Genomic DNA, 21025 nt, shown 5'->3' on the forward strand with positions numbered 1-21025 from the left:
CACGTTGTTAAGCCATAAAGGGGAACGAACCATGGCAGCGGAAAATATGGTGCCTTCCGGCAGGTCATCGCCGGTCATCAGACAGTTGGAATCAGCCTTCACCAAGATCGGCGTCACCGGCGCCCACAAGCAGATCCTCGCCCTCGTGCTCATCGGGTGCCTGTTCGACAGTTTCGAGCAGAACACCATCGGCGTCGCCGGCCCGATCCTGAAGGAGCATTGGGGCCTCACCGGCACCGACATCGGCTTCCTCAATACCATCACCTTTGGCAGCGCCGCTATCGGCCGCCTGCTGTCCGGCATCCTCGGCGACCGTTACGGCCGCCGCGTGATGCTGACCATCAACCTCCTGCTCTTCACCATCGGCTCGGCGGCCTGCGCCATGGCGCCGAACTTCGCCACCCTCTGCTTTGCCCGCGCCATCGTCGGCTTCGGGGTCGGCGGCGAGATCTCCACCGCCGTCACCATGCTTTCGGAATTCTGCTCGCCAAAATTCCGCGGCACGGCGGCCGGCCTCGTCAATGTCGGCGCCGGCGGCTTCGGCAACTTCCTCGCCCCCGCCTTCGGCCTGATGATCTTCACGCTTTTCCCGGGTGAAAACAGCTGGCGCTGGCTCTTCGCCGCCCTCGCCTTGCCGGCTCTTCTCGTTGTCTTCTACCGTCGCTTCGTGCCGGAGACACCGCGTTTCCTTGCGTCACAGGGCAAGATCGACGAGGCCAACAAGGTGCTTTCGATCCTGGCCTCCGGCTCGCTTCGCCCGCGCAACCTCAAGGTCCAGGAGTACCTCACCAAGGACCACCTGAAGGACGAGGAACCGGCCAAGAGCGACTGGAAGGAGCTCTTCCGCGCGCCCTTCATCGGTCGCACGATCCCCGTCGCCATCGCCATCTTGATGAGCTACGGCGCCCAGCTTTCGGTGCTGACGCTGATGCCGATCATTTTCGTGTCGATGGGCTATACGCTGCAGGGCAGCCTGCTCTACAGCATGATCATCCAGAGCGGCAGCGTGCTCGGCGCCATCGCAGCCTCGATGTTCGGCTACTACTTCCCGCGCAAGAAGGTGCTGACAACAGGCGCCGTGTTTGCCTGCCTTGCGGCCGTCTCGATCGCCTATCTCGGCACCAACATCTATCTGGTGCTGATGTTCGGCGCGATCTTCCAGTTCTTCGTGCTGCTGCTCAACACCTCGATCTGGATCTACGCGCCCGAACTCTTCCCGACCCGCATCCGCGCCTTCGGCGTGGCGCTGATCCTCGCAACCGGTTCGGCCGCGGGTTCATTCGTCCCCACCATCGCTGGCGCCCTCTTCGACGTCTACGGCATGGTCGGTGTCTTCGGGCTTGCCGCCGGCATGTATGCGGTCTTCGCCTTCTGCATCCAGCTCGGCCCCGAGACCTACGGAATGTCGATGGAAGACCTTACCCAGCCGGCCGATGCGGACCTTGCAAAGTCTGACACGTCTGAAATCAAAGTCGGCGCGGAACTGAGAACGTGAACACACATATCCTTCTCATCAACCCGAACAGTTCGCGTGCCACCAGCGACATGATGGTCGCCATTGCACGCCGGGCTGCATCAGGACGCATGGCCGTGGCAGTCGCCACGGCCATGCGGAACCCGTCGATGATCGTGACACCGGAGCAATTGACGGATGCTGCTGCCGAGGTCGTCGAGATCGGCCAAAAACATGACGCCGGATGTCGCGGCATCGTCGTCAGCGCCTTCGGCGATCCCGGCCTTGCCGCCCTCAAGCAGCGGCTCGATATCCCCGTCATCGGCATCTGCGAGGCCTCGATGATCGAGGCTTCGAAGAACGGCCGCAGGTTCGGCGTCGCCACTACGACGCCGGACCTGATCCAGGCGATCGACGACCGCGCCCGCGACCTCGGCGTCTGGCCGCAATATACAGGTATCCGCTGCACGCCTGGCGACCCGCTCGCGCTCTCCGCGCACCCGGACCGTCTGCTCTCGGCGCTCGGCGAGGCGGTGCGGCAATGCGTCGAAGTCGATGGCGCCGAGGCCGTCATCATCGGTGGCGGTCCGCTCGGCCAGGCTGCCGACGATCTGCAGCCAATGTTCTCGACTCCGATCATCGCCCCCATTCCAAGCGCCATCAACCGCATGCTTCACCTGATGCAGGTCGCCGCCTGAGCGGCGCCCGCGAGCCCATCATCGCCCAAAAAGAGTATGGATCGGGCGACCAGAAAGCCTGTTTCCACCGCCCACCCTGTGGTATTTTCGCTGTTCCTTAGGAGGCGAGACCAAAGCTGGGGCGGAGGTTGCGCGATGAAATCTCTCTTTGTTTCGCTGGCCGCGGTGGCGTTTCTTACCGCGACAGCCATGGCCGGCCCCTTGCATGACGCGGCACGGGACGGCGATACAGGGCGCGTCAAGCAACTGCTCGATCAGGGAACCGACATCACCGAGCCGGACGCGGCCGGCGAGCCGGCGCTGCTGATTGCGGCCCTGAAAGGGCGCAACGACGTGGTCGCGCTCCTCCTTGATCGCGGCACCGACATCGAGATCCGCAACAAGGGCGGCCTGACCGCATTGCATGCGGCCGCCTATGGCGGCGATCTCGAAACCGTCAAATTGCTCGTGGCCAGGGGCGCTCAGGTCAACGACGTCGCCAATTTCTACAAGATGTCGCCGCTGCACGCAGCCGCCGAAGAGGGCCATGCCGAGGTGGTCGCCTTCCTTCTCGCCAACAAGGCCGACATCGAGGCCAAGGAACGCAACGGCTACACGCCGCTGACGCAAGCCGGCTGGCGATCGTACTGGCCGGCCGCGGAGCTTCTTCTCAAGGCTGGAGCCACCTGCCAGAAGGCCGAGCTTGTCGGCGACTGGCTTTATGGCGAATGCACGAAACGGCAGTAACAACAGAGCGCCATGCGTTCATATGAACGCACAAAGGTCGTTCTGGTATTTTGATACTAGAGCCTCTTTCTGCCCCGAGCGATTCGGCTTGAAGGCAGGATGCTCTGGATCCGGAAACGGAGGAAATGGCATGTCTCGACACTCCATAGCATTTGCGATCGCGGCGACAGCGGCGTCCTTTGCGTCCGCCGGCCCGTCGCTGGCCGAAGAGCCCGTCAACACCGGCTACTTCGGCGATGTTGCGATCAAGGGATACGACCCGGTCGCCTACTTCACCGAGAACAAGGCTGTCGAAGGGTCGCCCGAGTTCAGCTACCGCTGGCTCGGCGCCACCTGGCAGTTTTCCAGTGCCGAACACCGAGACCAGTTCGTCAAGGAACCGACCCGCTATGCACCGCAATATGGCGGCTACTGCGCCGACGGCGTCTCCTTCGGGACGGTGACCACCAACATCGATCCGAAGGCCTGGCGCATCATCGAGGACAAGCTTTATCTGAGCTACGATCCGGGCGCGGCCGACGGTCTGGTCAAGAACCCGAACAAGGTGGTCGATTCGCGCAAGCACTGGTCCGAAGTAGAACAGACGCTGATCACCGAGAAAGCCAACATCAACTGGACGAAGCCTTCCCGCTGACCGGCTGTCCCGCAATCAGGGACCCCGCCTACCGTTCGATCGAGAAGAACTTCAGGGCCTGCGGCGTGACATTGATATAGTCCGCCGTGCGCTCGCCTTTTGCCGTGTTGCGGTAGACATAGCCGCAGACCATCCGGTCGAGGAAATATCCGTCATACTTCTCGCAGAGCTGGTTGCCCTTCACCTCGATGCGGCCGGTGATGTTGGTGTTGCTGGTGCGATAGGCGGTGTTGCCGGCGCTGTCGAAGAACTGCTGGAAGCTCGTGCCGTTCTTGTGCACGCCGACCCAGGTCTTGTCGGTGGTCAGCTGCTTGAGTTCCTCGGGGCCGAGCCGGTCGCTGGCCGCACCGACGAAACCGAAGGGCCATTCCGGAATGCCGGCAACACGAAGCCCGAACAGATGCCGATACAGGTCCTCCTCGCGCCAGTAGTCGTAGAGATAGCCGTAATAGCTGAGGTTCGTGTCCGGGAAGAGCTTCAGGAGTTCGGCCGTTTCCGCCGCCGCACTCTGCTGGTCGCCACGCTGGGCATAGGCGGACGCCAGGTACTCGCGCACCGCTTCCGCCTTCGGCAGCGACGCACCGGCCGCTTCGATCAGCGGGATCGCCTTTTCCAAGTGACGCGTCGTGTAATAGACGATGCCGGCGAGCAGCTGCAGGCTCGACGACGGCGACGGATCCAGCCTCAGCGCACGATCGATATCGTCGAGCGCCTGATCGTGTTCGCCGGTCTGGGCAAGCACCAGCGCCAGGTTGGCCAGAGCCTCGGCATCGCCGGGCTGGGCCGCGACGGCCCGTAGCGCCGATTCCTTGGCTTCCAGCGGACGGCCGTCGACCAGCTGCAGCAGTGCCAGCACCGTATGGGCGCGCGCATTGTTGGCATCGAGCTTCAGCGCCTGTCCGGCCGCATCATAGGCGATCTTGCGGGCCACCGCCGCCGACCAGAGATAGTTGTAGTCGTTGCGCCAGACGTCGACGGCGATGCGGGCGATGCCGGCGTGGGCATCGGCAAAATCCGGGTCGAGATCGATCGCCCGCTGGTAATAGGAAAGCGTCTGGCGATAGGTGTCGACATCCCGCCAGATGAGCCCCTGCTGCTCGGCCCGCATGTAGTTGTCATAGGCCTCGAGATTGTCGGTGGGGATGCGCGCCAGCTGGTCGCGCTCACCCTCGCTGAGTTTCACCTCGAGGGCGGCGATGATCTTGCCGATCACATCGTCCTGGACCGCGAACAGATCGGCATATTGCCGGTCGTAACGCTCCGCCCAGAGCGACAGTCCGCTCACCGCATCGATCAGCTTGACGTTGATGCGCAGCCGCTGGTCGGCCCGCTGCAGCGTGCCCTCGAGCACATAATGCACGCCAAGCTCGGCGGCCACGTCCTGGATCGTGTTGGCGCTTCCTTTCAGCGCAAAGACCGAGTGCCGGGCAATGACGAAAAGGCCGGACACTTTCGACAGTTCGGTGATGAGATCGTCGGTCAGTCCTTCGGCGAGATGATCGTGCTCGGCATCGCCGCTGACATTGATGAACGGCAGGACGGCGACGGACGGCTGGTCCGGCAGCGGATAGGCAAAACGCTGTCCCGCCCCCTCCTGTCCGATCCATGTCCAGGGCTGCCACCAGGCGGCCGCCGTGGCAAGGGCGATCGCAAGGGCGCCGACAACCAGCCCCTTCACCCACGCGGCGCGGCGCGGCTTCTTCTCGACCGTGGTCTTGCCCGCCGCCTCGGGGTCGAGAAGCACCCGGTAGACCCGGATCGGATCGGCCAGCCCCTTCACGGCCTGCCGTCCGAGCGAAACGAAACCGACCTTCAGCTTGGAACCGACCTGATCATAGGCCGTGCCGGAGATGGCGATCCCACCCGGCTCGGCCAGCCCCTGCACCCGATCGGCAATGTTGACGCCGTCGCCGTGGATGTCCTCGCCCTCGACGATGATGTCGCCAAGGTTGATGCCGATGCGAAAATCCAGCCGCTCGCCGTTTGGCGCCTTGCCGGCTTCCGCTTCCGCCTTGCGCCTCTGGATCTCGACCGCGCATTGGGTGGCGTCGACGACGCTGCGGAATTCGACCAGCAAGCCATCGCCCATCGTCTTCACCAGGCGACCGTGATGCTCGCGAAACAGCGGCTCCAGGATATCGGAAAGGTCCGACTGGAATCGAAGACGCGTCCCTTCCTCGTCCAGCCGGCTCAAGCGGCTGTAACCGACGACATCCGCGATCAGGACGGCAGCGAGACGGCGCTCCATCGACGAACTCTCAACGTGCGATGTACTCCAGCCTCAATGTTACCGCAGCTTGGCGGTCGGCGCCATCGGAGCCCATGGCCGAGACTCCTCGCACGCGCCGTAACCGTTACGTACTTGCGATGCCTCGCCGAACTGGCACGATCGCCGGCGATCATCCAAAGGAAGCTGCCATGCTCAATAGACGGTCTCTGCTGGTGCTCGGCGCCCTTGCGACGGCACTGCCGGCACTCAAGGTCCCGCGTGCGGATGCCGCCGATACCGGCCTCACCGCGGACGCGGCGCGCGCCATCGCCAAGGACGCCTACATCTACGGCTTTCCGCTGGTCGACAATTACCGCATCCAGCATTCCTACTTCGTCGATAGCGGCGGACCGGAGTTCAAGGCACCCTGGAACCAACTGGTCAACAATGCGCGGGTCTACACGCCTGACGACAAGGCGATCCAGACGCCGAATTCGGATACCCCCTATTCCTACGTCGGCGCCGACCTTAGGGCGGAACCGCTGGTTTTCACCGTGCCGGCGGTCGAGAAAGACCGGTATTATTCGCTGCAGTTCATCGACCTCTACACTTTCAATTTCGCCTATATCGGCAGCCGTGCGACTGGCAATGGGGCTGGCACGTATCTGCTTGCGGGCCCGAACTGGAAAGGCGAGACGCCTGCGGGCATCACAACCGTCATCCGTTCGGAAACCGAATTCGCCTTCGTGCTTTACCGCACGCAGCTCTTCAATCCCGGCGACATCGACAACGTCAAGAAGATCCAGGCCGGCTACAAGGTCGAGCCGCTGTCGAGCTTCCTCGGCGAGCCCGCCCCGGCAGCCGCTCCCGCCGTTGACTTCACTGCCCCCTTGAGCGCCGCCGACGAGAAAACCTCGCCCGAGTTCTTCCGGGTTCTCAATTTCATCCTGCAGTTCTGCCCGACGCACCCGTCCGAGACCACGCTGATGGAGCGTTTCGCCGACCTGAACATCGGCGCAGGCAATACATTCGACCTCGGCGCCTTCCCGCCGGACATCCAGAAGGCGATCACTGAGGGCATGGCGGATGCCTGGGCCGCGTTCAAGGAACACAAGGAGACGATGATCGACACCGGCAAGGCCTCGAGCGCCGATGCGTTCGGCACCCGCGAATTCCTGAAGAACGACTACCTGCAGCGCATGTCGGGTGCGGCGCTCGGCATCTACGGCAATTCCAAGGACGAGGCGATCTACCCCGCCTATTTCGTAGACGATCAGAAGAAACCGCTGACCGGCGCCGGCAAATACACCCTGCGTTTTGCGCCAGGGCAACTGCCGCCCGTCAATGCCTTTTGGTCCGTCACCCTCTATGAACTGCCGGCGAGCCTGCTCTACGCCAATCCACTCAATCGCTATCTGATCAATTCGCCGATGCTTGCCGGCCTGAAGAAGGATGGCGATGGCGGCGTTACGCTCTATGTTCAAAACGAGAGCCCGGGCGCTGACAAGGAACCGAATTGGCTGCCCGCCCCTACCGGCCCGTTTTTCATGGCCATGCGCCTCTACTGGCCGAAAGCCGATGCGCTCGACGGCAAATGGAAAGCGCCAGCCCTGCACCACGTCAATTGACCGCCGAGGACCTGACATGACGAAATCCAGTATCGCTCTTGCCCTGACCGCAGCTTTTGTTGGCTTCAGCCCACTGACGGCGACCGCTGCCGACCCCGTGACCGTCGGCGTCGACAACTTCGTTCGCGCCGAGAGCGACATGTACGCCGCCAGCATGGTCAAGGACGGCGCCTTCGGCAAGTTCCTGCACCGGCGCGAACCGGCCTCGATCGACAATCAGACCGTCATCCGCCTCAACCGCGACACGCTTTATTCCTCGGCCGTGTTCGATCTCGATGCCGGCCCGGTCACCATCACCCTGCCAGACGCGGGAAAACGCTTCATGTCGATGCAGGTGATCAACGAGGATCACTATGTGCCCGAGGTCGTCTACGATGCAGGCGAAACGACGCTGACCAGGGAAAAGGTCGGCACACGCTACGTCGTCGTCGGCATCCGCACGCTGGTCGATCCCGCCGACAAGAAGGATATCGCCGAGGTGCATGCCCTGCAGGACGCGATCAAGGTCAGCCAGAAAGATGCAGGCAAGTTCGAGGTCCCGGCCTGGGATCCGGCCAGCCAGAAGAAGGTGCGCGAGGCGCTGCTCGCACTTGGCGCGACGATGCCAGACTTCAAGAAGGCCTTCGGCACCAGGGAGGAAGTCGATCCGATCCGCCACCTGATCGGCACCGCAACCGGCTGGGGCGGCAACCCGGACAAGGACGCGACCTATCTCAACGTCACGCCGGCCAACAACGACGGCAAGACGGTCTACAGGCTTACCGTCAAGGATGTGCCGGTCGACGCCTTCTGGTCGGTCAGCGTCTATGACGCGCAAGGCTTCTACGAGAAGAACCCCTACGACGCCTATGCGATCAACAACATCACGGCCAGGAAGGGCGACGACGGCAGCGTCTCGATCCAGTTCGGCGGCTGCGATGGCAAGATCGCCAATTGCCTGCCCGTGGTCGACGGCTGGAACTACACGGTGCGGCTCTACCGGCCGCGCAAGGAAATCCTCGACGGCTCCTGGCACTTCCCCGAGCCGCAGCCGGTAAACTAGGTTTTCCGCATCGCGATTGTGCGGCGCTCATCGCTTTGCCTGTCGCCCCTGACGATGGGCCGGAAGGCGACGGACGATGACGGGCCGGAGGTCAGCCCGTCGTCATCCGCTATCGCAAACTTATTCCGCCGCTTCGGTCTCCGGCATCGGCACATAGTTGAGGATCGGCGACAGCCAGCGCTCGACCTCGCGCACCGGCATGCGCTTGCGCTCTGCATAGTCCTCGACCTGGTCGCGCTCGACCTTGGCGACGCCGAAGTAATAGGCCTCGGGGTGGCCGATATAGAGACCCGAGACCGACGAGCCCGGCCACATTGCATAGCTCTCCGTCAGGCTGACGCCGATCGTCGCTTCCGCATCAAGAAGGCGGAACAGCGTCGCCTTTTCCGTGTGGTCGGGCTGGGCCGGATAACCCGGCGCCGGGCGGATGCCGGCATAGGGCTCGCCGATCAGCTCCTGCGGCGTGAAGGTCTCGTCCGCCGCATAACCCCAGAGCTCCCGGCGCACATATTCATGCATGCGCTCGGCGAAGGCTTCGGCGAAACGGTCGGCCAGTGCCTTGACCAGGATCGAGGAATAGTCGTCGTTGGCGCGCTCGAAGCGCTCGGCGATCGCCACCTCCTCGATGCCGGCCGTGACCACGAAGCCGCCGACATAGTCCTTGGAGCCGCTGTCGGCAGGGGCAACGAAATCGGACAGCGCCACGTTGGCACGGCCGTCGCGCTTCGACAGCTGCTGGCGCAGCGTGAAGAAGGTCGCAAGTTCGGAAGAGCGATTCTCGCCGGTAAAGAGCCGGATGTCGTCGCCGACGGTGCCCGCCGGCCAGAAACCGACCACGGCCTTAGGCGCGAACCACTTTTCCTCGATAATCTTTTTCAGCATCGCCTGGGCATCGTCGAACAGCTGGCGGGCGGCAGCCCCTTGCGCCTCGTCGTCGAGGATCTTCGGATAGACGCCCTTCAGCTCCCAGGTCTGGAAGAACGGCGTCCAGTCGATATAGCAGGCAAGCTCGGCCAGATCCCAGCTTTCAAAGACGCGCGTACCGAGGAAGGACGGCGCCTTTGCCTGGTAACCGCTCCAATCGATCTTGTGCTGGTTGGCGCGGGCCTGCGACAGGGGCAGGCGGCGCTTTTCCGCTTCGTTGCGGGCATGCGCATCGGCGACCTTGCGGTACTCGGCCCGCACCGTTTCCATGTAGTTGTCACGCGCTTCCGGTGACAAAAGGCTCGAAACGACCCCGACGGCGCGGCTGGCGTCGGTGACGTAAACCGTCTGGCCACGGTCGTAGCGCGGGTTGATCTTGACGGCGGTGTGCACGCGACTGGTCGTCGCGCCGCCGATCAAAAGCGGCACGTCGAAACCTTCGCGTTCCAGCTCGGAGGCGACATGCACCATTTCGTCGAGTGACGGGGTGATCAGGCCGGAAAGACCGATGATGTCGACCTTCTGCTCGCGCGCCACGTCGAGGATTTTTGCCGAGGGCACCATGACGCCGAGATCGATGATCTCGTAGTTGTTGCAGGCAAGCACGACGCCGACGATGTTCTTGCCGATGTCGTGCACGTCGCCCTTGACGGTCGCCATCAGGATCTTGCCGGCGCTCTGGCGCGCCTCGCCGCCATTGGCAAGCTTTTCCGCCTCCATGTGCGGCAGAAGCACGGCGACGGCCTGCTTCATCACCCGGGCGGATTTGACCACCTGCGGCAGGAACATCTTGCCGGAACCGAAGAGATCGCCAACGACGTTCATGCCGGCCATCAGCGGCCCTTCGATGACGTGCAGCGGCCGCGCCGCAGCAAGCCGCGCCTCGTCGGTGTCAGCCTCGATGTACTCGGTTATGCCGTTGACCAGCGCATGTTCGAGGCGCTTTTCGACAGACCATTCGCGCCAGGAGAGATCCTTCTCTCGGCCTTGAGAACCGCCCTGCCCGCGATAACGTTCGGCGATCTCGAGCATGCGCTCGGTCGAATCGGTGCGGCGGTTGAGCACCACGTCCTCGCAGGCCTCGCGCAGGTCCGCATCGATCGCGTCGTAGACGGCGAGCTGGCCGGCATTGACGATGCCCATGTCCATGCCCGCCTGGATGGCGTGATAGAGGAACACCGCGTGCATCGCCTCGCGCACCGGCTCGTTGCCGCGGAACGAGAACGAAAGGTTGGAGACGCCGCCCGACACATGCACATGCGGCAGGGTCTTGATGATCTCGCGCGTCGCCTCGATGAAGTCGACGCCGTAGTTGTTGTGCTCCTCGATGCCGGTCGCGACCGCAAAGATATTCGGATCGAAGATGATGTCTTCCGGAGGGAACCCGGCTTGTTCGGTCAAGAGTTTGTAGGCGCGGGTGCAGATCTCGACCTTGCGCGCCTGCGTGTCGGCCTGGCCGACTTCATCAAAAGCCATGATGACGACGGCAGCGCCATAGGCGCGGCAGAGTTTCGCGTGGTGGAGAAACGCCTCCTCGCCTTCCTTCATGGAAATGGAATTGACCAGAGGCTTGCCCTGAACGCACTTCAGGCCCGCCTCGATCACCTCCCATTTCGATGAATCGATCATCACGGGAACGCGGGCGATATCCGGCTCGGAAGCGACGAGGTTCAGGAACTCGATCATTGCCTGCTTCGAATCGATCAGGCCTTCGTCCATGTTGATGTCGATGATCTGGGCGCCGTTGGCCACCTGGTCGCGCGCGACATCAAGGGCTGCCGAATAGTCGCCGGCGGTGATCAGCTTGCGGAACTTGGCCGAACCGGTGACGTTGGTGCGCTCGCCGACATTGACGAAAGGAATGTCCGACGTCAGCGTGAAGGGCTCCAGGCCGGACAGCCGCATCAGCGGCTCGACCGTGGGGATCTCGCGCGGCGGATGCTTGGCGACGGCCTTGGCGATCGCGCTGATATGGGCCGGCGTCGAGCCGCAGCAGCCGCCGACGATGTTGAGCAGGCCGTCGCGGGCAAAGGCTTCGACCTGTGCCGCCATCTGCTCCGGCGTCTCGTCGTACTGGCCGAACTCGTTCGGCAGGCCGGCATTGGGATAGGCGCAGACGAAGGTGTCGGCGACGCCGGAGAGCTCGTCGATATGGGCGCGCATGGCATTGGCGCCAAGCGCGCAGTTGAGCCCGATGGTGAAGGGATCCGCATGGCGCACGGAATGCCAGAAGGCGGTCGGCGTCTGGCCGGACAGCGTGCGGCCCGAGAGATCGGTGATCGTGCCCGAGATCATCACGGGCAGCTCGATGCCCTTCTCGGCAAAGACTTCCTTGGTCGCGAAGATCGCCGCCTTGGCGTTCAACGTGTCGAAGATCGTCTCGATCAGGATGATGTCGGCGCCGCCGTCGATCAGGCCGCCGATCTGCTCGGCATAGGCGATCCTGAGATCGTCGAAGGTGACCGCACGGTAGCCGGGATTGTTGACGTCGGGCGAGATCGACGCGGTGCGGTTGGTCGGCCCGAGCGCGCCGGCGACGAACCGGCGTCGGCCGTCTTCGGCTTCGGCGCGCCTGGCGGCCCGGCGGGCGACCCGCGCGCCATCGCGGTTGAGCTCATAGACCATGTCCTCCATGCCGTAGTCGGCCTGGGCGATGCGCGTCGAGGAGAAGGTGTTGGTCTCGAGGATATCGGCGCCGGCAATCGCATAGGCGTAGTGAATGTCCTCGATCGCCTTTGGCTGCGTCAGTGTCAGGAGGTCGTTGTTGCCCTGTTGATGACAGGCACAACCGCCGAACCGATCGCCCCGGAAATGCTGTTCGATGAAGCCGAGCTGCTGGATTTCCGTGCCCATTGCACCATCCATGATCAGGATGCGTTCGCTGGCGGCTTTGCGCAGCGCGCGCATGATCTCGGAGCCGTCCGGTTTGGAGGAAACGTCACCGAAAAGGGCGCTGATGGCGGACATGGGAAATCTCCCGTTCTGAAAACGACAAAGACGAAACATGTCAGTCACATAAAGATATCTTTATGTCAACATATGATCCAATCACTTTTGCCCATCAGGCAAAGAAAATGGCCCGCCGCGATTGCGGCGGGCCATCGGAACAACGGCCTGTTATCAAACGGCAAATCAGAGCCGCGCGAGACAATCCTCGGCTTCGTAGATGGCGCAAAGGATGTGGTAGAAACTGCTCGCCGGGGCCGGCTCGTCGACAAAGGCCCCTTCGGCCGACTGCTTGTCGCGCCAGAGGCCTGCGACCGGCGTATCGAGAAACGTCTGCAACGCCTTTGCGGCCCGTCCCGCTGACCCAAGATAACGTTCGCGCTCCGCACCGCCGGTCAGCGCGGCGAAGCGGACGGCCGCCTTCAGCCATTCGGTCTGCGGCCAGAGGCGGGCGATCGGATCGGCGACCGAGAGATCGTCGAAGAGCGTCATGATCGCGACATCACGATTGGCGCAAACGCCGTGCGCTTCGCCGAGGTCGAAGAGGCGGCGCGCCTTGACGATCGCCTCGGCGCTGCCGCGGCGTTCCGCCCAGCGCAGCAGCAGCCAGGCCCATTCGAACAGATGACCGGGCTCGACGATCCGGCCCTTGTCGCCGGCAAAGGGCGCCCAGTCGTGGTCGAAGAATTCGCGCAGCACGCCGGTCTCGGCATCGATGAAATGATCCATCGCCAGATGCGCAATCTCGTCGGCAAGATTGCCCCAGGCGACCTGGTCGAACCCATCCACCGCTTCGCTCGCAAGGCAGGCCTCGAACAGGTGCATGTGCGGATTGGAGCCGAGCGGCAAGCGCGACGGATTGCCCTCCTCGAAGCCCGCAAACGGATGCTTGACGTTCGCCTCCAGATAAAGGCGGAGCGCGTTGCTGCGTTCGATCATCTCGGCCTTGCGCGCCGGGATGACCTCGGCGAGGTAGGCAAAGGCCAGCAGTGCGAACGCCTGATTGTAGAGATCGAAGGACGGATCGAGCAGATTGCCGTCGGCGTCGGCGAGAGCCCCGTAAAAGCCGTCCGGCTGCTTGAAGACGCGGTCAAAATAGGCAAGCCCGCCTTCGGCTGCACCGCGCCAGTCGCCCGACCAGCCGCGGCGTCCCGCCTCGGCAAAACAATAGACCTGCCGCGGCTGCACCCGCGAGCGACGATTGGCGCGGGTCGGCTCACCCGCCATGTCGATCGTCTCGACGAAGCCGCCGGCAGCATCGACCCCCTTGACGCGCCAGAGCGGCAGGGCCTTGTCGGTGAGCCACCGAGACAGCACGCGCGATTGCGAAAAGATATCCACTGCCAACGCTCAGTCCTCGAACTTCAACGCGGCATGATCCTTGCCAAGCAAGGCGCAGAGCGCCTCGACCACCATGTTGTGGTCTTCGCGCTGCGGCAGGCCGGAAACGGTGACGGCGCCGATGCAGCCGGTGCCCTGGACGACGATCGGGAAGCTGCCGCCATGCGCGGCGTAATCGGCATCCGGCAGCCCGAGCTTGGCCTGCAGGTTCGTCTGCGCCTTGGCAAGCTCCCGACCCGTCGCATAGCTGCTCTTGAACAGCCGGAATACCGTGTTGCGCTTGCGGCGCACCCAGTTCGGATTGTCGGGCGTCGCCCCCTCGAGCGCCGCGTAAAACACCTGCATCGAGAACAGCGTGACGTCGATGACGACGCCGAGCTTGCGTTCGACCGCCATCTTGCGCAGGAGCGCGCCGAGCTCCCAGGCCGTATCGAGATCGAAGCGCTCGAACTGCAATTCCTGTTCCTGCCGCGCGATGCGGGCGAGGTCCTTTTCGATGTTCATGCTATCAGTCCTTCCAGAGCCAGGCCGCACCGCGCACGCCGGAGCTGTCGCCATGCAGGGCTTTGCGGATAGGGGTTTCGAACGTATCGCCGAAGAGATAATCGACCACCCGCGGCGGAACGTCGTCATAGATCTCGTCGACATTCGACATGCCGCCACCGAGCACGTAGACATCGGGGTCGACGATGTTGGTGAGCAGCGCCAGGCTGCGCGCCAGCCGGTCTACGAAGCGCTCGTAGACGCCTGATGCCACCGGATCGCCAGCGCGTTTCGCCTCGATGATCTCGCGTCCGCGCTTTTCGACGCCCGTCGTCAGGCGATAGTCGAGCTCGACGCCGGTGCCGCAGGCATACATGTCGAGGCAGCCGTGCTTGCCGCACCAGCATTTGTGGCCGGGATACTCGTCCTTCGTCATCCACGGCAGCGGGTAATGACCGATCTCGGCGGCAACGCCCTGGTAGCCCGCATGCACCTTCTTGCCGATCGCCAGCCCGCCACCGTGCCCGGTACCAACGATCACGCCGAACACGGTCTGCGCGTCCTTGCCGGCGCCGTCGACGGCCTCCGAGACCGCCAGGCAGTTGGCGTCATTGGCGAGCCGGACCGGGCGGCCAAGAGCGGCCTCGAGATCGCGGCCAAGCGGCTTGCCGTTGATCAGGACGGCATTGGAGTTGCGCACGATGCCGGTGCGCGGATTGGGACTGCCGGGAATGCCGATGCCGATCGAGCCACTTTCGCCAGCCGATTGTTCAGCCGCGGCAACAAGGTCGATAACGGCGCGCACACAGTCGTCATAACCGCTGGTCGGGGTCGCGACGCGATGACGGGCGCGCGTCTCGCCATCGCGACCAAGCGCGATGACTTCCATTTTCGTGCCGCCCCAATCTATTCCGATGAACATATGTGGATCAGGTCTCTGATGAAGGTCTTCAAGGGGAGCGCCAGCCTCCTCAAGCGGCGCTTGCTTTGCTTAGCATTCGAAAGACCTGAAAGACCAGCCCGTTTTGCAATCGATTTAAATCGACAGATGGACACCCATGTGACGGTTGATGAGGACGTACCCTTCGCCCGCGTCTCACAGCATTTCCGGCCCGCATCCACGCAAAAACACTTGGCGAAGGGGCCGCGCTTTTGTATGGGTGCTATCCAAGTGGTCCCGTAGCTCAGCAGGATAGAGCACCAGATTCCTAATCTGGGGGTCGCGCGTTCGAATCGCGCCGGGATCACCACTCCAAACTTCGCGATCGAACTGGACGCGGCGCATGCCGCGATGACGCCGTGGACGACAGCAAGAAAAGCGCCTCCGAGGCGACCTCAGTTCGATTGCTTGTGACCTACATGGAGATGCTCAACAGGCCGGCCGGAGACGCGCTTCCGCCGCCCGTCGAGCACGTGACGGTCCGCCCCGAACGCCCGGATGCCGCGACATTTCTGCGGCTCTACCGCGCCGTCGGCGATCCGCTGCGCTGGGATCAGCGTTCGCGCATGCCGGCAACAGACCTTGACCGCTTCCTCGCCAGTCCCTCCACGGGCCTCTTCATTCTGCGGCTGGATGGTCGGGCACTCGGGCTGTGCGAGTTCGACCGCATCGACACGTCGGACGTCGAGCTCACCCATTTCGGCCTGGTCCCGGAGGCGTATGGCCGTAAACTTGGGCCGTACCTGCTCGACAGCGCCTTGCGCACCGTCTGGGACCGAGGTCCCGAGCGCATCTGGCTGCACACGGACGAGTGGGATCACCCGAAAGCCCAGGACGTCTACCGCCGGACCGGCTTCAGCGTCTTTGCTGAAAAGCTCGAAGTGATCGAACCCTGACGCCAGACTTCAACGCAGCGGCTGCCACGCCGGACCTCGCCAGGCCTTGAGTTCCTGCAGGAAAACTTGCAGTCGCAGCGGCAGGAACCGCCGCGTCGGATAGACCGCGTGCACGAAGACATCGGGCGCCGACCATTCGGGAAGCACGCGCACGAGCTTGCCGCTTGAAAGCAGGCTGTCGCAAAAGATCGGCGGAAGCCGGCCGATGCCGTGGCCGCGCTCGGTGATGGCGCTCGCCGATTGGACATCGTGAACCGAGACGGATCCGGTCACGGGAAGGCTGACCGTTTCGCGGCCATTGACGAGATGCCATTCGGCTTCGTTGTTGCGCGCATTGACCAGCACGCAGCGATGCCCGCTGAGGTCTTCCGGCCGCGTTGGGAGGCCGTGCTGACTGAGGTACTCGGGGGCCGCCACCAGGATATGGGTGCTTTTGCCGAGACGCTGCGCAACGAGCGACGAATCACGCAACTCGCCGAAGCGGACCGCCACATCAATGTTTTCGGCAACGAGATCGACGAACACGTTGGTGACGAGAAGATCGACCTCGATGTCGGGATATGTCGTCAGAAATGCCGACAGGAAATCGAAGAAGGGCGGCTGCCCGAGCGTCATCGGAACGGTAATGCGCAGCAAACCTTCGGGCTTTCTCTGCGCCTCGCCCAAGACCCGCTCGGCATCCTGAAGCTGCTGCAGCGGTTCGCTGCATTCGGCAAAATAGGCGCGCCCCTGAAGCGTCAGGCTCAGTTTGCGGGTTGTGCGTTGGATCAACGTGACGCCCAGCTGCTCTTCGAGCGCCGTGACCTTGCGGCTGACGGTGGAGACCGGCATGCCGAGCGCGCGCGCCGCCCGGCTGAAGCTCTCAAAGCGGGCAACTGCGGCAAACACCGCGATATCGTTCAAATCGATCATGGGTTTATTTTTCACTGATGGAAATGTAATTCCAGATATTTCCGTCTAATCGCGTAATCGCACCTCGTCCATATTGATCTCACCAAGCCAATCCAACCACGGAGAGTTCAAATGGCAAACAAGGTCGCAATCATTACCGGTGCCTCCCAGGGTATCGGCGCCGGTCTGGTCAACGCCTTCCTCAGTGAAGGGTATAACGTCGTCGCCACCTCGCGAAACGTCAGCCGGTCCGAGGAAATCATCAGCTCGGACCGTGTCGCCCGGGTGGACGGCGATATCGCCGATCCGCAGACGGCCAAGCGCGTGGTCGAAACCGCCATCGACCGGTTCGGCTCGATCGACGCGCTCGTCAACAATGCCGGCATCTTCTTCACCAAGCCCTTCGTCGACTACACGGCTGACGACTACCGTCAGCTGAGTGCGACGAACCTCGAGGGCTTCCTCCATACGACCCAGCTGGTGATCCGCCAAATGCTGGCGCAGAAACGGGGCGGCAGCATCGTCAGCATCACGACGCCGCTCGCCGATCACCCGATCGCAGGCGTGAACGCCTCGGTCGCGATGCTCACCAAGGGCGGGATCAATGCGATCTCGAAAAACATCGCCATGGAGTACGCAAGGGACGCGATCCGCGTCAACGTCGTCGCACCCGGGGTCGTCGACACGCCGCTCCACAAGGACAATCCGAAGGATTTCCTCAACACGCTCTCGCCGATGCACAGCATTTCCAGCGTCGACGAGATCGTCGATGCGGTCATGTTCCTGACCAGGGCGCCGCGCATAACAGGGGAGGTGCTGAACGTCGACGGCGGCGCGCATCTGGGCCGATGGTAGACCGGGCACTTGCGCCCGCCGCTGGCGCAGAACAGCGGCTGCGGGAGTTCGGCATCACCTTGCCTCCCCCGCCAACACCCTTCGGCAACTATGTCGAGGGGGTCCGGATCGGCAAGCTGCTCTACCTGAGCGGCATGCTGCCGGTCATCGACCGCAAGCCGCAGATGATCGGCCGGCTGGGCGCGGAACTGAGCGTCGACGAAGGGCAGCGTGCCGCAGAGATCGCCACCTTGAGTGGCCTGTCGGCAATCAAGGCGGAACTCGGATCACTCGACAGGGTCACCGCCGTGGCCAAGCTCGGTGTCTATATCGCCACTTCAGGCGATTTCCGCGAGCACCCGAAAGTCGCGGACGGTGCGTCCAATCTGCTCGCCAGGGTCTTCGGCCCGGAGATGCTGTCCGGCCGCGTCGTCCTCGGCGTCGCCAGCCTGCCGCTCGGACTGCCGGTCGAGATCGAGCTCCTTGTCGAAGTGGCAGAGTAGATGTGAGATGGCCGGCGGCGTTCAACGCCGCCGGTCGAAAAAATCGCTTCGTCATTTGCCTGTCACGAACAAAAGCTATTGAACAGCCATACCTTCTTGATGACCACGGATGAACTGGCGTCGATCGAAGGTGATGAGGAAGGTCGGGTTTGCCCCGGCCTTTTTTGTTGCCCGCCTGCAAGCGTCAGCCGTCCGGCCGGCAGACGCGCAACCGGTGACCATCCGGATCAAGGGCGACGAAGGTACGACCGAAAACGGCCGTCATCAGTTCCTGTTCTATACTGATCCCACGGTTGCGCCATTCCCCATGGAGCCGCTCGACCTCGGCATCGTCCGCCACCATGAAGGCGATTTCCGCGCGGTGACCGGTTCCGGACGAGACGAAATCCTTGGCCTGCGTGGACCAGAGGCTGAAGGTCAGGCCGTTTTCAAGCTCGAAGGCGACATAGCTCGGAAAAGCGGCGGCAGGCTCGCGGCCAATGAGATCGGCATAAAAGCGCGCGCTTCGCGTCGGGTCTTCGACATAGAGCAGGATCAGGTTGGGTGACAGCATCGTCGGGCCTCCGTTTGCGATGCCCGACCCTAGGCAAGACGACTGTCAGTTCCTGTCAGCATCGAGCGCGCATCAAAAAACCGCCGGTCCCATTGGAACCGGCGGTCCTGGCACTTCGCTGGAAGGCGGCGTCAGAAGACGGCCAGGTATTTGAGCAGAGAGATGATGCCGATGATGATCACGATGATCTGGACGATCTGCTTGGCGCGCGCGTCGAGCGGCAGGCGCTGGACGAGGTAGAGCACCAGCACGATGACGAGGAAGGTAATCAGAATTCCGATAAGCAGCCCCATGGAACACTCCCATTTTCACACAACAGCGCCGCGATGGCGTCGGGATTGTAACTAGGGGACGAGGGCAAAAGTTCCAATCGGAGCGACAACTTATGTAGCCGGCTCGTCAATTCTGCGACATCTGGGGTGGTGCCTTTCGGGCCATTCGCACTTCAGGACGCGGGCTTGCAGGCGATCCCCTTGTCCTCGTCGCCCTTCATCGCATCAAACAGCGTCGCCTCCTCGCCCTTCGTCCACCAGACATACTGCCCGCCCGCATATCTGGCGCCAGAACCCGAGATCACGTTCGATGCGACGACGAAGGTTCCGTCGATGGTGAAGGTCACCAGCGAGACCGGGCCGGCATTGATATACTCCGCCTCCACAGCCTTGCCGCCGCAGTCGTAGCGGACCGTCTGCCGGTCCACGCTGTCGGCCCCCGGGACGCGGATCGTCACGTCGCTGCCTTCGGATGCCGTGGTCATCGACGCCAGTTTCACCGCAAGGCCACCGCCTGCCTTACCAAGCACGAGCTTCGAGCCCTCGATGCTCCATGCCAGTTCACGGCTGAGCGCCTGGAGGAACTTCTGCTCCTGGTTCATCACCGCGGGCACGCACATCTTGCGCGTGGAGGCGGCGGGACCAAAGGTGATCTTGGATCCGGAAAGACTGAAGGTGCCGGTGAAATGGTTGCAGCCGGCCATGCCGCCATAGGTCCCGTCCTCACGGATTTCGAGCGTCGACTGCAGATTGTCGATCACCCCGCCCCCGCCGATGTCTTCGGCGAGCCAGGTGCCGACGAGTTGTTTCGGCACGTTTTCCGCTGCAACCGGTTGCATCGAGGCCATCTCGATCGTGACGCAGGCGCAGGAAACGGCGGCAATGGTTTTCAGCATCGCGAACTCCTCGGGGCTTCGACTCAAACAGATCCGATTCTTAGCCCGCGGACGAGACGGATTGAAGACCGTGCCCTTGTTGCCGGCCGATTTCGCCTGTAGAGCCTAGCGCACAACATAAAAAACCCGGAACGATCTCACCAAGATCGTGCGCTCCGCCCGCGACGAAAGCCGCTGCCTGCGCATCGCATCCGGAAAAAACGATATGGGTATTGGCATGGCATCCCGCGACAGTGCGAAACGCCGACTGACGATCCTTGGCTCGACCGGCTCGATCGGTACCAACACGCTCGACGTCATCGAGCGCCTGGGCGGCTGCGATCGCTTCGACGTCGTTGCCGTCACCGGCAACGGCAACATTCCGCTGCTCGCCGAGCAGGCGGTGAAGGCAGGCGCCGAACTTGCCGTGACGGCCAATGAAAGCCAGTACGAAAACCTGAAGGCGGCTCTTGCCGGCACCGGCATAGAAGTCGCCGCCGGCAGGAACGGCCTGATCGAGGCCGCCGCGCGCGACGCCGACTGGGTGATGGCGGCGATCGTCGGCAATGCCGGCCTCGCGCCGACGCTTGCTGCCGCCCGTCGTGGCGCCGACATCGCGCTTGCCAACAAGGAGTGCCTGGTTTCCGCCGGCAGCCTGTTCATCGATGCGGTGAAGACCGGCGGCGGCCGGCTGCTGCCGGTTGACAGCGAGCACAATGCCATCTTCCAGGTGCTGGAGGAACATCAACGCCACGCGGTCGAGCGCATCATCCTGACCGCCTCCGGTGGCCCGTTCCGCACCAAGTCGCTCGAAGAGATGCGTCACGTGACGGCCGACGTGGCGCGCGCCCATCCGAACTGGTCGATGGGCCTTAAAATCTCCATCGACAGCGCCTCGATGTTCAACAAGGCTCTGGAGATGATCGAGGCGAAACACCTGTTTGCGCTTCGGCCCGAACAGGTCGAGGTGATCGTGCATCCGCAGTCGGTGATCCACTCGATGGTCGGCTATACCGACGGCTCGGTGCTGGCCCAACTCGGCTGCCCGGACATGCGCACGGCCATCGGTTATGCGCTCGCCTATCCGAGCCGCTGCAACCTGCCGATCGAGCGGCTCGATTTCGCCAAGCTGTCGCGGCTCGATTTCGAGGCGCCGGACGAAGTGCGTTTTCCGGCG

19 protein-coding genes and 1 tRNA gene are annotated in these 21025 nt (G+C 63.1%); 11 read left to right on the plus strand and 9 right to left on the minus strand.

The features are described from left to right. Positions 1-31 precede the first annotated feature (31 nt). The 4 genes from VGO12_RS24145 (at position 32) to VGO12_RS24160 (ending at position 3511) form a co-directional block, all read left to right on the plus strand. Positions 32-1495 (plus strand): MFS transporter, encoded by a 1464-nt coding sequence (locus VGO12_RS24145; RefSeq protein WP_327515270.1) that lies wholly within the window; start codon positions 32-34, stop codon positions 1493-1495. Next, complete coding sequence (locus VGO12_RS24150) at positions 1492-2151, plus strand: aspartate/glutamate racemase family protein (RefSeq protein ID WP_327515271.1); 660 nt, start codon at positions 1492-1494, stop codon at positions 2149-2151. The genes VGO12_RS24145 and VGO12_RS24150 overlap by 4 nt, the downstream gene beginning before the upstream one ends. 135 nt (positions 2152-2286) lie before the next feature. Further along, a complete protein-coding gene (locus VGO12_RS24155) occupies positions 2287-2877 on the plus strand; it encodes an ankyrin repeat domain-containing protein (protein ID WP_327515272.1) in 591 nt (196 codons plus the stop codon). Positions 2878-3007: 130 nt separating this feature from the next. Continuing rightward, positions 3008-3511 (plus strand): YHS domain-containing (seleno)protein, encoded by a 504-nt coding sequence (locus VGO12_RS24160; protein ID WP_327515273.1) that lies wholly within the window; start codon positions 3008-3010, stop codon positions 3509-3511. A 28-nt stretch (positions 3512-3539) separates the two neighbouring features. Here the strand turns inward: VGO12_RS24160 and VGO12_RS24165 are convergent, their stop codons facing one another. Further along, positions 3540-5759: an adenylate/guanylate cyclase domain-containing protein gene (locus VGO12_RS24165; RefSeq protein WP_327515274.1), complete on the minus strand. Its 2220-nt coding sequence runs from the start codon at positions 5757-5759 to the stop codon at positions 3540-3542. Between the two features lie 170 nt (positions 5760-5929). Between VGO12_RS24165 and VGO12_RS24170 the strand changes: the two genes are divergently transcribed. Further along, entirely contained in the window at positions 5930-7348 is a 1419-nt protein-coding gene (locus VGO12_RS24170) for a DUF1254 domain-containing protein (RefSeq protein ID WP_327515275.1), read from the plus strand. A 16-nt stretch (positions 7349-7364) separates the two neighbouring features. After that, positions 7365-8390 carry a DUF1254 domain-containing protein gene (locus VGO12_RS24175; RefSeq protein WP_327515276.1) on the plus strand — a complete coding sequence of 342 codons (1026 nt, stop codon included), beginning with the start codon at positions 7365-7367 and terminating at the stop codon, positions 8388-8390. Between the two features lie 120 nt (positions 8391-8510). On the opposite strand, the gene metH is transcribed toward VGO12_RS24175, so the two are convergent. From metH to VGO12_RS24195, 4 genes are all read right to left on the minus strand, one after another. Continuing rightward, positions 8511-12281, minus strand: coding sequence for a methionine synthase (gene metH, locus VGO12_RS24180; protein WP_327515277.1), 3771 nt, complete (start codon positions 12279-12281; stop codon positions 8511-8513). A gap of 165 nt (positions 12282-12446) precedes the next feature. After that, the gene (locus VGO12_RS24185; RefSeq protein WP_414650771.1) at positions 12447-13601 is read right to left on the minus strand and encodes an AGE family epimerase/isomerase; all 1155 of its coding nucleotides are present in this window, start codon (positions 13599-13601) and stop codon (positions 12447-12449) included. A 9-nt stretch (positions 13602-13610) separates the two neighbouring features. Continuing rightward, positions 13611-14105 (minus strand): heme-degrading domain-containing protein, encoded by a 495-nt coding sequence (locus VGO12_RS24190; RefSeq protein ID WP_327515279.1) that lies wholly within the window; start codon positions 14103-14105, stop codon positions 13611-13613. Between the two features lie 4 nt (positions 14106-14109). Continuing rightward, positions 14110-15006, minus strand: a complete 897-nt coding sequence (locus VGO12_RS24195; RefSeq protein WP_327515280.1) for an ROK family protein — start codon at positions 15004-15006, stop codon at positions 14110-14112. Positions 15007-15257: 251 nt separating this feature from the next. Here VGO12_RS24195 and VGO12_RS24200 point away from each other — a divergent pair. Next, a tRNA-Arg gene (locus VGO12_RS24200) sits at positions 15258-15334 on the plus strand. 49 nt (positions 15335-15383) lie between these two features. Further along, positions 15384-15920: a GNAT family N-acetyltransferase gene (locus VGO12_RS24205; protein WP_327515281.1), complete on the plus strand. Its 537-nt coding sequence runs from the start codon at positions 15384-15386 to the stop codon at positions 15918-15920. Positions 15921-15929: 9 nt separating this feature from the next. On the opposite strand, the gene VGO12_RS24210 is transcribed toward VGO12_RS24205, so the two are convergent. Then, entirely contained in the window at positions 15930-16832 is a 903-nt protein-coding gene (locus VGO12_RS24210) for a LysR family transcriptional regulator (RefSeq protein WP_327515282.1), read from the minus strand. A 111-nt stretch (positions 16833-16943) separates the two neighbouring features. Between VGO12_RS24210 and VGO12_RS24215 the strand changes: the two genes are divergently transcribed. Continuing rightward, positions 16944-17666 carry an SDR family NAD(P)-dependent oxidoreductase gene (locus tag VGO12_RS24215; protein WP_327515283.1) on the plus strand — a complete coding sequence of 241 codons (723 nt, stop codon included), beginning with the start codon at positions 16944-16946 and terminating at the stop codon, positions 17664-17666. After that, on the plus strand, positions 17660-18148 hold the full coding sequence (locus VGO12_RS24220) for a RidA family protein (RefSeq protein WP_327515284.1): 489 nt from the start codon (positions 17660-17662) through the stop codon (positions 18146-18148). Before VGO12_RS24215 ends, VGO12_RS24220 begins: the two co-directional genes overlap by 7 nt. A 184-nt stretch (positions 18149-18332) precedes the next feature. Here VGO12_RS24220 and VGO12_RS24225 read toward each other — a convergent pair whose 3' ends face one another. The 3 genes from VGO12_RS24225 to VGO12_RS24235 all read right to left on the minus strand — a co-directional run bounded on the left by VGO12_RS24225 (position 18333) and on the right by VGO12_RS24235 (position 19869). After that, positions 18333-18701, minus strand: coding sequence for a VOC family protein (locus VGO12_RS24225; RefSeq protein ID WP_327515285.1), 369 nt, complete (start codon positions 18699-18701; stop codon positions 18333-18335). Positions 18702-18832: 131 nt separating this feature from the next. Continuing rightward, the gene (locus VGO12_RS24230; protein WP_089044368.1) at positions 18833-18994 is read right to left on the minus strand and encodes a Thivi_2564 family membrane protein; all 162 of its coding nucleotides are present in this window, start codon (positions 18992-18994) and stop codon (positions 18833-18835) included. Between the two features lie 152 nt (positions 18995-19146). Next, entirely contained in the window at positions 19147-19869 is a 723-nt protein-coding gene (locus VGO12_RS24235) for an META domain-containing protein (RefSeq protein WP_327515286.1), read from the minus strand. 217 nt (positions 19870-20086) lie between these two features. Here VGO12_RS24235 and dxr point away from each other — a divergent pair. Continuing rightward, positions 20087-21025, plus strand: a 939-nt coding sequence (gene dxr / locus VGO12_RS24240) for a 1-deoxy-D-xylulose-5-phosphate reductoisomerase (protein WP_327515287.1), incomplete at its 3' end; no start/stop codon positions are given.

Source organism: Ensifer sp., assembly GCF_035999135.1.
GTDB lineage: Bacteria > Pseudomonadota > Alphaproteobacteria > Rhizobiales > Rhizobiaceae > Ensifer.

Bases quoted from the DNA above. Each gene is read 5' to 3' on its own strand.
- VGO12_RS24145 (WP_327515270.1), top strand. From the start codon at position 32: ATGGCAGCGGAAAATATGGTGCCTTCCGGCAGGTCATCGCCGGTCATC.
- VGO12_RS24230 (WP_089044368.1), bottom strand. From the start codon at position 18,994: ATGGGGCTGCTTATCGGAATTCTGATTACCTTCCTCGTCATCGTGCTG.
- VGO12_RS24155 (WP_327515272.1), top strand. From the start codon at position 2,287: ATGAAATCTCTCTTTGTTTCGCTGGCCGCGGTGGCGTTTCTTACCGCG.
- VGO12_RS24160 (WP_327515273.1), top strand. From the start codon at position 3,008: ATGTCTCGACACTCCATAGCATTTGCGATCGCGGCGACAGCGGCGTCC.
- metH (WP_327515277.1), bottom strand. From the start codon at position 12,281: ATGTCCGCCATCAGCGCCCTTTTCGGTGACGTTTCCTCCAAACCGGAC.
- VGO12_RS24225 (WP_327515285.1), bottom strand. From the start codon at position 18,701: ATGCTGTCACCCAACCTGATCCTGCTCTATGTCGAAGACCCGACGCGA.
- VGO12_RS24190 (WP_327515279.1), bottom strand. From the start codon at position 14,105: ATGAACATCGAAAAGGACCTCGCCCGCATCGCGCGGCAGGAACAGGAA.
- VGO12_RS24175 (WP_327515276.1), top strand. From the start codon at position 7,365: ATGACGAAATCCAGTATCGCTCTTGCCCTGACCGCAGCTTTTGTTGGC.
- VGO12_RS24210 (WP_327515282.1), bottom strand. From the start codon at position 16,832: ATGATCGATTTGAACGATATCGCGGTGTTTGCCGCAGTTGCCCGCTTT.
- VGO12_RS24195 (WP_327515280.1), bottom strand. From the start codon at position 15,006: ATGTTCATCGGAATAGATTGGGGCGGCACGAAAATGGAAGTCATCGCG.
- VGO12_RS24215 (WP_327515283.1), top strand. From the start codon at position 16,944: ATGGCAAACAAGGTCGCAATCATTACCGGTGCCTCCCAGGGTATCGGC.
- VGO12_RS24235 (WP_327515286.1), bottom strand. From the start codon at position 19,869: ATGCTGAAAACCATTGCCGCCGTTTCCTGCGCCTGCGTCACGATCGAG.
- VGO12_RS24165 (WP_327515274.1), bottom strand. From the start codon at position 5,759: ATGGAGCGCCGTCTCGCTGCCGTCCTGATCGCGGATGTCGTCGGTTAC.
- VGO12_RS24220 (WP_327515284.1), top strand. From the start codon at position 17,660: ATGGTAGACCGGGCACTTGCGCCCGCCGCTGGCGCAGAACAGCGGCTG.
- VGO12_RS24170 (WP_327515275.1), top strand. From the start codon at position 5,930: ATGCTCAATAGACGGTCTCTGCTGGTGCTCGGCGCCCTTGCGACGGCA.